At 42.6% G+C, this 16,295-nt stretch carries 13 protein-coding genes; 10 read left to right on the top strand and 3 right to left on the bottom strand.

Translation table 11 applies throughout. From position 1 onward, the window contains the following. Window positions 1-181: 181 nt before the first annotated feature. The gene (locus CDO33_RS18970; RefSeq protein ID WP_103082351.1) at window positions 182-475 is read right to left on the bottom strand and encodes a hypothetical protein; all 294 of its coding nucleotides are present in this window, start codon (window positions 473-475) and stop codon (window positions 182-184) included. A 178-nt stretch (window positions 476-653) separates the two neighbouring features. Here CDO33_RS18970 and CDO33_RS18965 point away from each other — a divergent pair, with 178 nt between their 5' ends. From CDO33_RS18965 to CDO33_RS18955, 3 genes are all read left to right on the top strand, one after another. Further along, window positions 654-1,454, top strand: coding sequence for an ABC transporter ATP-binding protein (locus CDO33_RS18965; protein WP_422678835.1), 801 nt, complete (start codon window positions 654-656; stop codon window positions 1,452-1,454). Further along, window positions 1,447-2,265: an ABC transporter permease gene (locus CDO33_RS18960; RefSeq protein ID WP_103082350.1), complete on the top strand. Its 819-nt coding sequence runs from the start codon at window positions 1,447-1,449 to the stop codon at window positions 2,263-2,265. Before CDO33_RS18965 ends, CDO33_RS18960 begins: the two co-directional genes overlap by 8 nt. 162 nt (window positions 2,266-2,427) lie before the next feature. After that, the gene (locus tag CDO33_RS18955) at window positions 2,428-3,426 is read left to right on the top strand and encodes an ABC transporter substrate-binding protein (RefSeq protein ID WP_103082349.1); all 999 of its coding nucleotides are present in this window, start codon (window positions 2,428-2,430) and stop codon (window positions 3,424-3,426) included. Between the two features lie 158 nt (window positions 3,427-3,584). On the opposite strand, the gene CDO33_RS18950 is transcribed toward CDO33_RS18955, so the two are convergent. Together CDO33_RS18950 and CDO33_RS18945 are read right to left on the bottom strand one after the other, a co-directional pair. Further along, a complete protein-coding gene (locus CDO33_RS18950; protein WP_161496730.1) occupies window positions 3,585-4,376 on the bottom strand; it encodes a CPBP family intramembrane glutamic endopeptidase in 792 nt (263 codons plus the stop codon). A gap of 78 nt (window positions 4,377-4,454) precedes the next feature. Then, window positions 4,455-5,486, bottom strand: coding sequence for a M42 family metallopeptidase (locus CDO33_RS18945; RefSeq protein WP_103082347.1), 1,032 nt, complete (start codon window positions 5,484-5,486; stop codon window positions 4,455-4,457). A 250-nt stretch (window positions 5,487-5,736) separates the two neighbouring features. Between CDO33_RS18945 and CDO33_RS18940 the strand changes: the two genes are divergently transcribed. From CDO33_RS18940 to CDO33_RS18910, 7 genes are all read left to right on the top strand, one after another. Beyond that, on the top strand, window positions 5,737-7,923 hold the full coding sequence (locus CDO33_RS18940; protein ID WP_103082346.1) for a YcdB/YcdC domain-containing protein: 2,187 nt from the start codon (window positions 5,737-5,739) through the stop codon (window positions 7,921-7,923). A 443-nt stretch (window positions 7,924-8,366) separates the two neighbouring features. Continuing rightward, on the top strand, window positions 8,367-8,990 hold the full coding sequence (locus CDO33_RS18935) for a hypothetical protein (protein WP_103082345.1): 624 nt from the start codon (window positions 8,367-8,369) through the stop codon (window positions 8,988-8,990). A gap of 308 nt (window positions 8,991-9,298) precedes the next feature. After that, window positions 9,299-11,293, top strand: a complete 1,995-nt coding sequence (gene rho, locus CDO33_RS18930; RefSeq protein WP_103082344.1) for a transcription termination factor Rho — start codon at window positions 9,299-9,301, stop codon at window positions 11,291-11,293. 114 nt (window positions 11,294-11,407) lie between these two features. Then, complete coding sequence (gene rpmE / locus CDO33_RS18925) at window positions 11,408-11,617, top strand: 50S ribosomal protein L31 (protein WP_103082343.1); 210 nt, start codon at window positions 11,408-11,410, stop codon at window positions 11,615-11,617. A 318-nt stretch (window positions 11,618-11,935) separates the two neighbouring features. Next, window positions 11,936-12,847 (top strand): DUF1385 domain-containing protein, encoded by a 912-nt coding sequence (locus tag CDO33_RS18920; protein WP_103082342.1) that lies wholly within the window; start codon window positions 11,936-11,938, stop codon window positions 12,845-12,847. 67 nt (window positions 12,848-12,914) lie between these two features. After that, window positions 12,915-13,784, top strand: coding sequence for a peptide chain release factor N(5)-glutamine methyltransferase (prmC, locus tag CDO33_RS18915; RefSeq protein WP_103082341.1), 870 nt, complete (start codon window positions 12,915-12,917; stop codon window positions 13,782-13,784). A gap of 666 nt (window positions 13,785-14,450) precedes the next feature. Beyond that, the gene (locus CDO33_RS18910; RefSeq protein WP_242974826.1) at window positions 14,451-16,295 is read left to right on the top strand and encodes an NADH-quinone oxidoreductase subunit 5 family protein; all 1,845 of its coding nucleotides are present in this window, start codon (window positions 14,451-14,453) and stop codon (window positions 16,293-16,295) included.

Here is a 16,295-nt window from a genome sequence, read left to right as displayed (position 1 = left end):
CAGAGAAAAAATCCCAACTGATAACTTTATTCAAAACTTATGAAGAATATGGTACAATTGCTATTATAGAGGGAATGAAATCATGAAGGTACAGTGTTTTTTGCACGACTGGAGGTTCATTGCAAAAATAAGTGTTTTCGACACCGGAATGCCTTGAAATATGCGCATTTCCGTCGGTGCTTTAATCGTACCATGTTGGAATTGAAACATGAAGATATTTCTGAGGATGTGATATAAATGGCAATGCTTTAATCGTACCATGTTGGAATTGAAACGCGTAAACACTTTCGGGAAGGACACATAGCTTAACCGCTTTAATCGTACCATGTTGGAATTGAAACTCATCATTTTTGTAAATATCTGCATCGATACAGTGGGCTTTAATCGTGCCATATTGGAATTGAAACATCATAGTATCTGTTGAAACGTCAATTAATTCAGAAGGCTTTACTCTTACCACATTGTAATAAAGCATTTAATACTCATTTCCTGTTTTAAAGTCCTATTATCCTTGATATCAGCCATTTTACACCTTTGCAAATCATGGTTAACATCTGAAATATTTCGCACCCTTTAATACCCTATGTAATATATTGGTGGTGAAGGATAAACTCTTGAGGCTGAGCTGGTTGCTGTATAGTGAAATTCGGCTCATGTTCGTCAATTGTTTGCAGGAGGTGTTTGCGCTGGAATACATAGTTGAAATCAACGGCCTTGGAATGAAGTACCAGTCTTTGAACGGCGAAATCAATGCAATTGAAAATATCGACCTATCCGTAAAAAAGGGTGAGTTTATCAGCATTGTCGGCCCCAGCGGGTGCGGCAAATCTACGCTCTTGTCAATAATATGCGGGCTTCTTACGCCCACATCCGGACATGTACTGATAAACGGCAAGAGTCTGAGGGGCCCTTCCAGCGATGTGGGATACATGCCGCAGAAGGACCATCTTTTTGACTGGAGGACCATACTTCAGAATGTCCTTCTGGGGCTTGAGATCAGAAAGATAATGACGGATGAAAACAAGCAATATGCCCTGAACCTGTTAAAAACATACGGGCTTTATGAATTTAAGGACAAATATCCTTATCAGCTGTCGGGAGGGATGCGGCAAAGGGCTGCGCTGATAAGAACCCTGGCTACAAAACCCGAAATACTGCTACTGGATGAGGCATTCTCCGCACTGGATTACCAGACCAGGCTTGCGGTTACCGACGATATATACAAGATTATAAAAAAGGAGAACAAGACAGCTATTCTTGTAACCCATGATATTTCAGAGAGCATAAGCATGGCTGATAGGGTGATCGTCCTTACCAGTAGGCCCGCCAGAGTTAAAAATATACACGAGATAAAGTTCGACTGTGAAAATAGGAGTCCACTGTCCTGCAGGGAAGCTCCTGAGTTCAGGTACTACTTCAATGCTATATGGAAGGAGCTGGATATACATGTCTGATAGCATAAGAAATGAAATTTCGAAAGAAAGGAAAGAATACCTACGCAAGCTGAAATTAAGGAAAACGGCGATTTTGACTACACAAATAGCGCTTTTGGTATTGTTCTTTATTTCCTGGGAAATCGCTGCAAACTTAAAGCTCATAGATCCTTTTATAACGAGCCAGCCGTCCAGGATGGTGAAGACATTCCAAAACCTATATAAGGGAGGAGAACTGTTCCAGCATGTAGGTATAACATGCCTGGAAACCATCGTGGGTTTCCTGCTGGGAACCATTACCGGCACTGTGATTGCCATAATTTTATGGTGGTCGGAGTTCCTTTCCCGAGTCCTGGAACCATATCTGGTGGTTCTGAACAGCCTGCCGAAGGTTGCCCTGGGCCCCATCATCATTGTATGGATGGGCGCGGGGCCTGGCTCCATCATAGTTATGGCTTTGGCCATATCCCTTATCGTAACCATCATGGAGGTTTTAAACGGCTTTCTTACGGTGGATCAGGATAAGATAAAGCTGGTGCAGACCTTTGGGGCAAACCGGCTTCAGATCCTCACCAAGGTAGTGATCCCGGCCAATTTCGGAACAATAATAAATTCTCTTAAGATCAACGTAGGGTTGTCCTGGGTAGGTGTTATCATGGGAGAATTCCTGGTGTCAAAAGCCGGCCTGGGATACCTTATCATCTACGGCGGCCAGGTGTTCCAACTGGATCTGGTAATGACGAGCGTGATAATTCTGGCCATTGCAGCTACCTTGATGTATCAGGGAGTGGCTTATCTTGAAAAGCTTCTGGTAAAAAACAATGGGCATTGATTGAACCGGGAGTTTTCCAGGATTTTAAAAGACAGGTGCGCCTTTTAGGGCAGACATCTGTGAAATCAAAAAGATTTAATTCCAATGAAAATGCTTTAAGAAAGCATAAGCTTTTGAAGCCATAAATGGTACAAAGTTATAAATAAAATAGGAGGGTTGAAAATGAAAAAAATTATTGCACTGTTGCTTGTTATTGCCGTTGGTTTCTCCTTTGTACTGGCAGGGTGCAAGGAAGAGGGACCCAAAAAGGTAAGGCTTAGTGAGGTTACACGTTCTGTGTTCTATGCGCCTCAATATGTTGCGCTGAGCAAAGGTTTCTTCAAAGAAGAGGGATTGGAGATTGAGCTTTCCACCGGGCAGGGAGCTGACAAGGTCATGACGGCTGTATTGTCCAATCAGGTGGATATAGGGTTCTCCGGTCCGGAGGCTGCAATCTACGTATACAATGAAGGCAAGGAAGACTATCCGATAGTGTTCGCACAGCTTACCAACCGGGATGGGTCTTTCCTGGTAGGTAAAGATCCGGACCCCGATTTCGACTGGTCCCATGTAAAAGGCAAAACCATAATCGGCGGAAGAAAAGGCGGAGTACCCAACATGACCCTGGAATATGTCCTGAAGAAACATGGAATAATGCCGGGGACGGATGTAAACGTTGATACAAGCATACAGTTCTCGGTCATGGCAGGAGCTTTCACCGGAACTGATGCTGAATATGTTGCCCTGTTTGAGCCTACGGCATCACTGGTGGAAAAAGAGGGCAAAGGCTATGTGCTCACTTCCATAGGCAAGGACAGTGGTGAAATATCCTACACGGCCTACTATGCGAAAAAGAGCTACATAGACAAGAACAAGGATACTATACAGAAGTTTACAAACGCCATCTACAAAGGCCAGTTATGGGTGAAGGAGCATACTCCGGAGGAAGTGGCGGAAGCGATCCAGTCCTTTTTCCCGGATACCGATCTTGATCTGCTGAAGATGGTTACAAAAAGATACAAGGAAATAGAGGCATGGAACACGGACCCGATCCTCAAGAAAGCTTCCTTTGACTTGCTGCAGGAGGTTATGCAGACGGCAGGAGAGCTGGATGAGACAGTTCCTTATGAAAAACTGTCGGATACGAGCTTTGCAGAAAAGGCTATTAAAGACATCAAATGATTTATGGAAAAGCGGAACAATAAATTGTGTACCTAAGGGTACGGAGGAAATAGAAAGTATTGGATAAGCCAAATAAAGCCAGGTATAACCGGACATGGAATAGAATATGCAAAACCGGCGGACAAAGCATTTCGCCGGTTCTGTATATTAATCAAATGTCAATAGATGTTTACTATGCTTTTTTTGCCCCTCCAGGCGAGTATGGATGTAAACACCAGCAGAATGACACTGCCCGCCAGTATAAAATACTGATAGGTCATCAGAATATACGGGTCGATGAGCTTTGCAAGAACTACGCTGGTGCTGTTGAAAAGCATATGAATGAGGATGGGAGCCCATATGGACTTCATTTTGATGCAAGCCTGAGCAAGGATAATGCCGAGGAGGGTTGCATAAATGCCCTGGGTGAGATTCATATGGTATGCTCCAAACAGGACTGCCTGAATTATTACTGCGGCAGTTAAGGGAATATTGCGTCTTAATTCATTTAATATCAGGCCTCTGAAAATCACTTCTTCTATAAACGGACCGACGATGCCGATGGCGATGAGAATTACAACAAAGCTGTTGCCGTCAAAAATCTGGCTGAACATCTGTTGTACGGAAGGGGAAAGATCATTTAATGATGATATGGCTACCAGATATTCTATTACAAAGTTCAGGGATATTCCCATTAAGGCTGTAATTGCCATGTCTTTGACGGATATTCCGGAGAAGCCGCAAACCCTAAAAATGTTTTGCTTGCGAAGCCACAGTATGAATGCGTATATCGGGAAGGAAACCAAAGCTGCAATGGCCATAAACCACACAGAGTTTTTAACAAAGGTGTCCATAAACGCATCCGGACTTCCATATAAAAAGACATCTGGGTTCACTATAATCTCTTTTATCATGTAGAATATTCCAAATACAAATCCTATATAGTTGGAGATTATAAAATATACTGCCATATAAAGAAGTATAAATGCAGACATTTTTAAATATTTCATGGATCAATTCCTTTCAATATGATATTGCTTAATATTGCATCAGGGAGATTCCACATATTCTTTCAAGAGAGACAGCGTATTTCCTATGCCCTCCCTGTGGGTTCTCTCGTATCCATGGGATGCTGACACTCCGGGACCTATCAAACCATGTTTCAGGTCATATCCTGCAGAAAGCGCGGCATCCACGTCCGAGCCATAGTAAGGATATATATCCACCGCATAATTCAGGTTGTTCTTTTTTGCCAGTTCAATCAGTCTGGTGGTGATATCGTAATCATAAGGTCCCTGGGAGTCTTTGGCGCAAATGGAGACCTTAAATTCATCAGCTTGAAGGTCGTCGCCGACAGCACCCATATCCACCGATATCATTTCTTTCACATTGTCCGGAAGTCCGGAGCAGCCTCCATGACCTACCTCTTCATAGGTGGTGAAAAGCAGATAAACCTTTCTGTGCAATTGCGGGGCGGTATCCTTTATATATTTGGCAAGGGCGATCAATACTCCTGCACTGGCCTTGTCATCCAAATGCCTGCTTTTTATAAATCCGCTCGCGGTATACACCGTTCTTGGATCAAAGGAGATGAAATCCCCTGTGTTTATCTCCAGCTTCAAAACATCTTCCTTTGACTTCACCTTTTCGTCCAGTACCACTTCCATGTTGGAATCATCCCTTTTCGTATCCGAGACATCCTTATTTACGTGAACTGCGGGATTTACAAGCTGTATCGTTCCGGAGTATTCCTTACCAGTCCTTGTATGGACTATGCAATTTTCAGTTTCAATATAGTTTCCTGGATACCCGCCTATTTTTGAGATTCTGATCCGGCCATTATCCTTGATGGCCCGTACCATGGCACCTAGAGTGTCCACATGGGCAGCCAGCACCAGGACATCACCGTTTCCTCCGAGATCAACAAGTACGGAGCCTTTATTGGTCAAAACAGGCTTATATCCAAGGTTAACAAACTCTTCCACAAGATAATTCTGCACCCGCTTTGTAAAACCGGTGGGGCTGGGTATATTGCAAAGATTTATCACTTGTTGGACTGCATAATCAATATATCCGTTCATAGGAAACCGCCTTTCTTATATGTGATATATACCAATTATATCACTTATGCAATGCTTATGAAAATTAATTTGTTGTGCCATTTTGCTTCTTATCGCTTCTATTTCCTTGACTCGGAGCTTGTGCATTAGAAAATGCCAGCGCAATGAGTAAATTATGTATAAAATATCCTGAATCTTTGGCATATTTTATGGAACTTTTCATGATTAACCAAGTCTAATAAGTAAAACTATTTTAAAGAGGTGTTACTGGATGAAAAGGTATGTTGCAATGTTTTTAACTTTGGCTATGCTTTTCGTCTCACTTATGCCGATGCAGGCTTTCGCAGAGTCTGACAAAGGCTTGGAGGCGGCCATAAAAGGTGTAAAGTCAAAGATTGACATCCCCGAGGATTTTATCTTCAGCAAGAATTATGACGTTTACACACAGCAGGATGGTAAAAAGATATGGTACCTGAGATGGGAAAGCAAGGATGATCTCGGAGGAAGCATAATGGTATCGGCTGATGAGAAGGGCACGATATATTCCTATGAGCATTATAAACCTTACAATTATTCCGATAGAAAAAAGCTTCCCAAAATCAGCAAAGATGATGCCTTAAAGGCTGCAAAAGCTTTTGTAAAAAAGGTCAATCCCGAAGCGGCTGCCAATGTTAAGTTGGAAGATGAAAACCAGCTTTTATACATGAGTTCTGATTATTATTTCACTTTTTACAGGACAGAAAAGGGATTTCCGTTATATGAAAACAATATCGGTATTACAGTAGACCGCGATAGTGGTGAAGTAAGATATTACTATTATAATTGGAATGACGGCCTGGTATTCCCGGACAGCAGCAAAGCAATAGCTCCGGAGGCTGCACAAAAAGCCTTTAAGGAAAAAATGGGCCTGAAGCTGGTATACAAATATTCTTATGACTACGAAAATGAAAAAATCAATATATTCCCTGCCTATGTTCCGGTATATGACAGCATGTATGCCATAGATGCCTTGACCGGCGAAATGATCCAGACAGGTTATTACTACGTATTTGCCGGAGGAATGGGCGCAACTGCCGACATGGCATTAAAGTCTGTTGCTGAAGTAGAACAAGTAGTTCTCAGCCCTGAGGAGCTGGAAGCAGCGGAAGAAGCCTCCAAGCTGATAAGCAAGGATGATGCTGAAAAGGTTGCAAGAGGATTATCCGTACTGGGCCTTACCGATGAATATAAGCTCACAAATGCATGGCTTTCAAGGGCTTGGCCGAACAGGAAAGATTTCCTGTGGAGTCTCAGCTTTGCAAAAGAAGACAAGGATGGCAGAGATTACAGATATGTCAATGTAAGCATAAATGCGGAAACAAAAGAAATAATGAACTTCTATACAAGCATGCCTTATGATGCAAAAGCGCAGGCCAAGTATGATGAGGATGATGCAAAAGCTGCTGCGGAGAAATTCCTTAAGGAGTTTAAGCCGGATCTGTTTGAGCAGACAAAATATGAAGGATCAAACGGCAGAGGCATAGTCATACCATTGGCTGAAGACGGAAAAGAAGAAAAACCCCTTCAGTATAGCCTGGTATATACGAGAATGGTGAACGGCATACCCTTCCCGGACAATTCACTCAGGGTTGGATATGACGCTGTGAACGGCCGGATATACAGCTTTGATATGACATGGTTTGATGAGAAATTCCCTGCCGTAAAAGATAATGTTACTCCTGATAAAGCTTATGAAACATTATTTAAGAATCTGGGCTTGGAGCTCCAATATAAGTTCGTCTATAATAATAACAATAGCCTGTATGAAAAAGTAATCTATGCTCCGGATTATAACAATGTGGAAGTGAAGCTGGTCTATGCCTTGAATACGAGGAAACCTTGGATATTCGATCCTGAAACCGGAGCAATATTGAATCACGACGGTAAACCGTATGAAGAGGTGAAGGTCGCAGAATACAGCGATATAGACGGGCATTATGCCGAAGATGAGATAAAAATTCTCGCAGCCTATGGAATTTCCCTCGATGGAAATGAATTCAGGCCTAATGACAGCATAACCCAGAAAGATTTCCTTACCCTTTTATCCAAAACCCTGCAGGATTACTATGTACCCGTATCTGAAAGGGGCGGCGATAAGGAAACGGATGCCCTGTACTCTTATATGATGAGACAAGGCATAGTAAGAGAAGGAGAGAAGGCTCCGAATGCGGTTTTAACCAGAGAAGACAGTGTTAAATTCATCATCAGGGCATTGAAATATGATAAGGTTGCAGACATTAAAGGCATTTACAAGAGCATATTCAAGGACGAGGATGAAATCAATCCTGATCTCATAGGATATATATCCATCGCTCAAGGCTTGAATATTATCAGCGGATATGACGGATATTTCAATCCCAAGGGCGAACTCACCCGTGCCCAGGCTGCAATTATCATATACAAATACCTTCAGGTATAAGGCAAAATATTGAATCGAATAATGGTTGGGCCGTATAACAGCCTAATATAAAACCGGCAGGCACCTGCTACAATGCAGGCAGCCTGCCGGTTTTTTGTGTCTTAAGGATGCCTCAAAAAATATTTTCGCCAGTTTGCCGCAATTCCAAAGAAATTATATAAAGTGAGCACCATCCTGTATTAATTGAGAAATATTTGGCAATCATATAATATGTATCATTCCAAGGAGGAATTTTGGAATATCCGGCGAATATACACTGTAGGATTTAAGATAAACTGTGCAATATCAGAAACACTCCTTGTGAAGTTCTTAAGAAAGCTTTGATCTTTCAGTTGCTAATGTTTTCATTTTTGCAGTTTTGATTTGAACTATTGGATATCCACGGTCATAGATTTATGAAAAAGGAATGTGTTGAATGATTTTCGCCTATGTGAGGTGTTAGCGTGCTTATTGATACCAACATAACCATAGCTTATAAATGTTATTTCTGCGGAACCTATGAGTTCTTTAACATATCGGTCTTTGAACTGCCGGACAAAAGAGAGCTTAAATTAAAATGCCGGTGCGGGAAATGCAGTGCGGTCATATTAAAGGACAGCCCGAAAAAATATGCGCTCAGGGTAGGATGTATCGCATGCGGAAGGGAGCATACATATAATGTGAGCAGAAGGGAGATGGTTTCAAAAAGCATTGAGGTTTTTAACTGCCCTATTACTGGCATACAGCAATGCTTTGTCGGCAACGACCATGAGGTGAGGAAGAAAGTTGACGGAGTTGAAGAGGAACTGGACGAATTGGTGGATATGCTGGGATATGAAAGCTACTTTAAAAATACCCAAGTGGCTTTTGATTCGTTGAATAAAATCCATGATATCGCAGAGAAGGGCAATTTGTATTGCACATGTGGCAACAGGGACATTGAACTTTTTCTGTTTACAGAGAAAATACTGTTAAAATGCAGTATATGCGGAAGAAGTATTGAAATTGGAACCGGTTCCAACGAGGATTTGAAGAAATTGCTTTCTTCAAATCAAATATTGCTTGGCTGTGAGGAAAGTAAGGCATGAAGGGAAGGAGAATGGGCAAAAATGCATACATAGTTTGCAGTAATTGGTTTTATAATATTACATGATGGGTAATTATATATTCAGGTTATTATTGCTGAGGTTGCTTGTATGGCAAGGTGGACGGTAAGCTGGACAAAAAGTTGTTTTGACAAAAAATATATTTGATGTTATAATTTTATCAGTGGTATTCACAAGTCTCCCCATAGGTATTATTTCTAATTTCGTAAGGGTTCACTTGTTATATCTATTATATATGAAATCCCGTTATATTTAATATATATAGAAAAAGTTTATTAAGGCGGTGGAGTATGGAAGATATTAATCTTAAGGGAAAAACTTTGGAAGATTTGCGTTATATTGCAAAAATGATGAATATAAAGAATATTTCGAGGCTGAAAAAAGATGAATTGATAGAAAAAATTCTGGAAGAAGGCAGAAAAACTGAGAATGTTGACAATAAATCAAATATAGAACAGGAACAGCCACAAGAGGCGGTTCCGGAGGTTGTTGTAAAACGCAGAAGAAGAACTGCGGCTTCCAAAGCTGAAAAGGCCGATATACCGGTGGAAGAGCAGCAGGAAGCGGCAAAACAAGACCCCGGAAGTATTGAAAGCGGCCGGGAGGCTGATAAAGTTGAAGCTGCCGAAGTAAAAGAAGAAATTAAAGAAGAAGTCAAGGATGAAGATAAGCAAAAACCGTCAGAGGCTTTGGAAGAAGCCGGTACGGTAAAAAAGACAAGGCGCGGCAGACCGTCGAAAAAGGCTGCCAAAGAGGAAAAAACTGAGCCGGAAAAGGCTGAGGAGGAATCTCCGAAAGATACTTCCAAAGCAGATTTGGAGATTAAAGAGCCTGTTGAAGAGCGGGCTTCGGAGCAAACTGCTGCAGAGGCACCCGTTGCCGAGCAAATAGAAATTCAGATGCCGGAAGCCGGACAGACTGAGGATGTGAAAGCCGAGACTGAACAGCGTGAAGGTGAACAGGCTAAAGCGGAGCCTCAGACCAGAGAAAGGGTTAGAAGAGAAAAAACGGCGCAAACTGCTGAAACAAAGACAGAAAACAAGCTGGCGGCTGAGCCGGAAAAAGAAGCTGAGAAAAGTGAAAAGATTGTTGAAAGGCAGCAAGAGCAAAGACGGGAAGGATTGGTGGCTTATCCAACCCCCATCTACGAAAAGATCGAGAGCGATGATCCTGTGGAAGGGGTACTGGAGGTTCTGCCCGACGGATATGGCTTTTTGAGAAGTGATAATTACCTTTCAGGGTCAAGAGATGTTTATGTTTCTCCTTCGCAAATCAGGCGTTTTGGATTAAAAACCGGTGACAAGGTAAAGGGAAAAGGCAGGATACCAAAAGAAGGAGAAAAGTTCCAGGCGCTTTTATACGTTCAGAGCGTTAACGGAGATCCGCCGGAAGTCGCTTCCAAGAGAGTGCCTTTTGAGCATCTTACGCCAATATACCCCGATCAAAGAATAACCCTTGAGACGACGCCAAGGGAGTTGTCCACAAGATTGATTGACCTGATAGCGCCTATAGGGAAGGGACAGCGCGGAATGATTGTTTCCCCTCCTAAAGCAGGTAAAACCATTCTTCTGAAAAAGATAGCCAACGCAATAACAGCTAATTATCCTGAAATAGAACTGATAGTTTTGCTTATAGACGAAAGGCCGGAAGAAGTAACCGATATGCAGAGGAACATTAAAGGTGATGTGTTGTATTCCACCTTCGACGAAGTTCCCGAGCATCACATAAAGGTTGCTGAAATGGTTTTGGAAAGGGCACAGAGGCTTGTAGAGCAGAAAAAGGATGTAGTAATCCTTCTGGATAGCATCACAAGGCTTGCCAGGGCTTATAACCTGACTATACCGCCAACAGGAAGGACTCTTTCCGGTGGTCTTGATCCGGGAGCTCTGCATAAGCCCAAGAAATTCTTCGGAGCAGCCAGGAACATTGAAAACGGTGGAAGTCTTACCATTATGGCTACAGCTCTTATTGAAACCGGCAGCAGAATGGATGATGTCATTTTTGAAGAATTCAAAGGGACCGGTAACATGGAGCTGCATCTGGACAGAAGATTGTCGGAAAAGCGTATTTTCCCGGCGATAGATATTAACAGGTCCGGAACCAGAAGAGAAGAGCTGCTTTTAAGCCAGAAGGAATTAGAGAGCATCTGGGCTATAAGGAAGGCCATGAGCAATATGGGTACGGCGGAAGTGACGGAAATGTTGATCAACCGCCTGATGCAGACCAAGACCAATGAAGAGTTTATAAACGGCATCAACCTTGCATTCTTGGAAAAAGAAAAATAACACTTGCATGGACAGAGCTTTTATGTTAAAATACTTTTTGTCTTTCTGTAGGAAATACATAAGTAGATATAAATATATTTAAATATAAAGGCTAGTTGAAAGAAGGTGAAAAGAATGAAGGAAGGTATTCATCCACAATACGGAGAAGCAGTAGTAAAGTGTGCATGCGGAGAAACTTTTGTAACAGGTTCTACTAAAAAGAATCTGCATGTTGAAATATGCTCAAAATGTCATCCTTTCTTTACAGGAAAACAGAAGTTTGTAGATACAAGCGGTAGGGTTGAAAAGTTCAAGAAGAAATTCGGTATTGAAGATAAAGAATAATTGGCACTGGATGCAAAGGCCGTGCTTTAACAAACAACCCTGATAATTGATTGAGAATGACCGGTGGTATGTTCTTGTTCCTTTAGATGTGGGCAAGGACGCTATAGGATGCGAGCTGTCCGAAATTGCACCTGTGAAGTTGAAAGACTGACAGGATGACGACAAAGGGATTTCCAATCGTAAGGTTGGGAGCTTGTGGTTTTAGCCGCAAGAGGTTCACAAATGCATAAGAGTATGATAAACTAGAGGCTGAAAGTAATTTCAGCCTTTTGTTTTTAGTTGTTTTGGTTTTGGTCTTGTTAGTGAGGAGAATAAATTATGAAGAAGACGAGTATAGGCGGTCAGGCTTTAATTGAGGGCATATTGATGTTAGGGCCGGAAAATGCTGCTATAGCCGTAAGGAAGCCGGATGGCGAGATAGTTATAGATAAAAAGCCCCTTCCTAAGAAAAACTGGTTGTCCAAAGTACCTGTCGTCAGGGGTGTAGTTAATTTTGTAAAGCAGATTGTTTTCGGAATGAAAGCATTGATGTATTCTGCGGAGTTTTATGACGTGGAGGAAGAGCAGGTCAAGCCTTCCAAATTCGAAAAATTTATTGAAAAATTGCTGGGGAATAAATTCAAGGACGCTGCCATTTATGCGGCGGTAGTGGTTGCAATCGCTTTCAGCGTAGGTCTCTTTGTGCTGCTGCCGAATTTTCTGGCCACTCTGATAGGTTTTAAAAATCCAGTGGCATACAACCTTTTTGAGGGAGTAGTCAGGATAGTTATATTTTTCCTGTACCTTAAGCTGGCTTCCATGATGAAGGACATACAGAGGGTATGGGAGTACCATGGAGCCGAGCATAAAACAATACACTGCTATGAGCATGGGGAGGAGCTTACGGTGGAGAATGTCAGCAAGTATTCCACAAAGCATCCGAGATGCGGAACATCCTTCATGTTCCTTGTGATGATTGTGAGCATACTTGTGTTTTCGGTGGTTCCCCTTGGAAACATTTGGTTTAATGTCCTGACAAGGCTTGCTTTAGTTCCTCTGGTGGCGGGTTTGTCCTATGAAGTGCTCAAATTTGCCGGCCGCAGCGAGTGGAAGATAATGAAGATAATAAATGCTCCAGGTATGCTTTTTCAGATATTTACTACCCGGGAGCCGGATGCCAAGCAGATAGAGGTGGCTATAGCCGCGTTCAACAATGTTCTGGTACCGGACAAGGACGCGGACAATTGGTAAAGGAATGTTGGGGATAAATTGCCAACGACCGGCAGCCAACGGCTGATAAGCGACGTAAGGTGGTATTATGGTTTTAAAGGATGTTTTAAGCAAAGGTATTGAAATATTGAGGAATGCAAAAATAGAGACCCCGGAAGTGGATGCCGGGGTCATACTTTGTTCTGTTCTGAAATGTGACAGGGTGTTTTTGTATACCCACAGCGACGATGATCTTGATGACGGTGTCATGAAGCGTTTTTTTGATGCTATTTCCTCCAGGTCATCCGGCATGCCCGTGCAGTATATAACAGGACGCCAGGAATTCATGTCGCTGGAGTTTAATGTGAACTCCCATGTGTTGATACCCAGGCATGATACTGAGGTGCTGGTGGAGACGGTCATGGCTTTTGCAGAAAATTGCAGGCCATCCGGCCATGCACTGCAAATCCTGGATATCGGCACAGGATCAGGATGCATAGCGGTGAGCCTTGCATACTATATTGAAAATTGTCATGTTACTGCCGTTGATATATCGGAGGAAGCTATAAAAACAGCATATGAAAATTCTGAAATAAACGGTGTGAAGCACAAAATTGATTTTAAAAGGAGCAACCTGTTCGAAAGCCTGAAAGGGGAGCGCTTTGACATAATCGTATCCAACCCGCCGTATATTCCTGCCGGCGACATAGGTGGTCTCCAGAAGGAAGTGAAGGATTTTGAACCTCTCACAGCTCTTGATGGGGGAGAGGACGGATTGAATTTCTACCGGGCGATTATCGCCGAGGCGCCGGACTTCTTGAAGCCTGATGGCCTTATCGCCTTTGAGGTGGGCTATAATCAGGCCGGTGCGGTTTCAGAAATGCTTAGGGATTGCTTCTATGGTGTAGGGACTGTAAAGGATCTTGGCGGCATAGACAGGGTGGTATATGGAAGGTGTAAGGGTTCTATAAATGGGTAATTATGAAGCATTTTAGAAGCCTGAATGTCTTCGGGCAATACAATAAAGGCTAGAGGCCATAAACCTGGCCAATAAAATCAATAAAGAATATAGACTATAAAACCTTTAATACATAAAGCTGCTTTTAAAGCTCCAGGCATTTTACCTACCGTATCTAAATAATTTGCCTTCAAAATCAAGTTTATACAATATCTGCTTTTAATCCCATCTTTATAATAACTGTATACAAAGTTCATTAGTACATTCATGAAATCCGCTGATAAAGCGTGTTACCGGACACATGATATCAGTAAAGAGAAGATTAGCCGAGTAGTGTCAAAAAATCAAGATAGTTCAACTTAAACAGGAAATTAGGCTGAAATTGTACTGAAATTAGGCTTTTGGCTAAATTGACTTATATCGGGACGGTACTTATAATTAATCACATGTGTTTTTGTATACAGTATGTAAAATTCATTTTGACGAATATGCTTGAACTACCTAAGATACCCTGTTTTGGACATCCTTGTATGAGGACTTGCATATATTTGGAGAGGAGCAGATAATGTGGGTAAATATGTATTATTGTGTATAGCTATTTTACTTCCCCTGCTCAGTGGGTTGCTTTGCTATTATATAAAAAAGCCTGCTGGGAGGAAGATAATCACAGGCATCACTGCAATAACTATGTTTTGTGTAGCCGGTGAATTTACCGTCCTTTTGCTTAAGTCGGGAGGCAAGCTGGTTATAAGTATGGAGGGTATGCCTTTTGATATCGGCTGGTTGATTAAGCTCTTCGATATTGCATTGATGGCATATATAGCTTATATAGGCGTTACGTTGAAAAAGCCTTTGATAGTTTTATTGACACTGCTTCAATTCATACCTTTCACAATCTTCGAAATTATCATGGTTCCGGTGGAGCCGGAAAATGCCTTCGTGATAGATTATCTGTCCCTCATAATGATTCTCCTGATTTCAGTGATCGGACCAATCATTACTATCTTTGCCACAGGATACATGAAGGAACATGAGCATCATTTAGGGCTTAAGGCATCAAGACAGCCCAGATTCTTCCTGATACTCTATGTTTTCCTTGGAGCCATGAATGCCATGGTAATGACGGATAACCTGTCATGGATGTATTTGTTCTGGGAGGTAACCACCCTGTGCTCCTTCCTCCTGATATCCCATGATGGAAATGCCCAGGCTGTCAAAAATGCAGTAAGGGCATTATGGATAAACCTTCTGGGTGGTATAGCTTTTCTAAGCGCCATTATAGTGATTTATCAAAATATCGGAACCCTTTCGATTTCTGAAATTTCCTCTGCACCGCACGCAGCAGGCATGAGCGGGTTGCTGCCTCTGGGTCTTGCATTGCTGTGCTTTGCCGGGTTTACAAAATCGGCCATGTTCCCATTCCAGAGCTGGCTGCTGGGTGCCATGGTAGCACCTACTCCTGTATCGGCTTTGCTGCACTCCAGCACGATGGTAAAAGCCGGAGTGTACCTGATAATAAGAATGGCTCCTGCTTACAACGGCACCATGCTTGGAAATGTTGTGGCTGTGGCAGGCGGATTTACCTTTGCGGTAGCTTCCGCAATAGCCATAAGCCAGAGAAACGGGAAAAGAGTTTTGGCATACTCCACCATTTCTAATCTGGGCCTTATTATTTGCTGTACAGGCCTGGGAACCAATGCGGCACTGGGCGCTGCCATGCTGCTCATGATATTCCATGCGGTTTCCAAAGCCCTTCTGTTCCTTTGCATAGGCACCATTGAACAGGGTATAGGCAGCCGCGACATTGAGGACATGCAGGGGCTTATGAAAAAAATGCCCTTTACGACGGTCATTACGGTTATAGGCATGGTATCGATGATGCTTCCGCCTTTTGGTGTGCTGATGACAAAGTGGCTCGCTATCGAGGCTGCCGTGGGACAGCCCATGGTTCTGGTAATGATAATTCTGGGAAGCGCATTTACAGTAGCCTTTTGGGCAAAATGGATAGGCATCATACTAACCATGTCCTACAAACCCAAGCTATACAAGGAGGATCTTTCCTTCTCCGTGAGAAGTTCACTTATTGTGCTGGTATCGGGGGTTTTGGCGGCAAGCATGGGCATAATGCCCATATACAACAGGTTTGTAAAACCGCAGTTGGCGCTATTTAATGTTGATAGCAGCACCGCCCTGACAGGAAACCAGGGCGGATTATGGGTGCATAATTCGGATAACCTGATTGTGGGCGGATTTGATTCAATAGTGCTATTTTTGGTGATATTTGCCATAATGACGATAATACCTTACCTTTTGCACAGGACAAGGCCTGAGGATGTGAAACCGCCATATTTGTGCGGCGAAAATACGGAGGACAGGCGCGGAATTGAATTTACCAGCCCCGGAGACAAAATAGACAATGTAGTAGTGCATAACTACTATATGTCAGGCGTTTTCGGAGAGGAGAAAATGACCCTGTGGGCTAATTTTGCCGCAGTGGCAATAATCTTGATTATGTTTGGGGTGATAATATAG

This window comes from Clostridium thermosuccinogenes (genome assembly GCF_002896855.1).
In the GTDB taxonomy this organism is placed as follows: domain Bacteria; phylum Bacillota; class Clostridia; order Acetivibrionales; family DSM-5807; genus Pseudoclostridium; species Pseudoclostridium thermosuccinogenes.
The sequence above is the reverse complement of the archived record's forward strand: the minus strand, read 5'-3'. Positions and strand labels throughout refer to the sequence as shown.

What these genes read in the sequence shown, in the direction of transcription:
- CDO33_RS18960 (WP_103082350.1), top strand. Translation starts at nt 1,447, where the DNA reads ATGTCTGATAGCATAAGAAATGAAATTTCGAAAGAAAGGAAAGAATAC.
- rpmE (WP_103082343.1), top strand. Translation starts at nt 11,408, where the DNA reads ATGAAGGAAGGTATTCATCCACAATACGGAGAAGCAGTAGTAAAGTGT.
- CDO33_RS18940 (WP_103082346.1), top strand. Translation starts at nt 5,737, where the DNA reads ATGAAAAGGTATGTTGCAATGTTTTTAACTTTGGCTATGCTTTTCGTC.
- CDO33_RS18970 (WP_103082351.1), bottom strand. Translation starts at nt 475, where the DNA reads ATGCTTTATTACAATGTGGTAAGAGTAAAGCCTTCTGAATTAATTGAC.
- prmC (WP_103082341.1), top strand. Translation starts at nt 12,915, where the DNA reads ATGGTTTTAAAGGATGTTTTAAGCAAAGGTATTGAAATATTGAGGAAT.
- CDO33_RS18965 (WP_422678835.1), top strand. Translation starts at nt 654, where the DNA reads ATGTTCGTCAATTGTTTGCAGGAGGTGTTTGCGCTGGAATACATAGTT.
- CDO33_RS18920 (WP_103082342.1), top strand. Translation starts at nt 11,936, where the DNA reads ATGAAGAAGACGAGTATAGGCGGTCAGGCTTTAATTGAGGGCATATTG.
- CDO33_RS18945 (WP_103082347.1), bottom strand. Translation starts at nt 5,486, where the DNA reads ATGAACGGATATATTGATTATGCAGTCCAACAAGTGATAAATCTTTGC.
- CDO33_RS18950 (WP_161496730.1), bottom strand. Translation starts at nt 4,376, where the DNA reads ATGGCAGTATATTTTATAATCTCCAACTATATAGGATTTGTATTTGGA.
- CDO33_RS18955 (WP_103082349.1), top strand. Translation starts at nt 2,428, where the DNA reads ATGAAAAAAATTATTGCACTGTTGCTTGTTATTGCCGTTGGTTTCTCC.
- rho (WP_103082344.1), top strand. Translation starts at nt 9,299, where the DNA reads ATGGAAGATATTAATCTTAAGGGAAAAACTTTGGAAGATTTGCGTTAT.
- CDO33_RS18910 (WP_242974826.1), top strand. Translation starts at nt 14,451, where the DNA reads ATGTTTTGTGTAGCCGGTGAATTTACCGTCCTTTTGCTTAAGTCGGGA.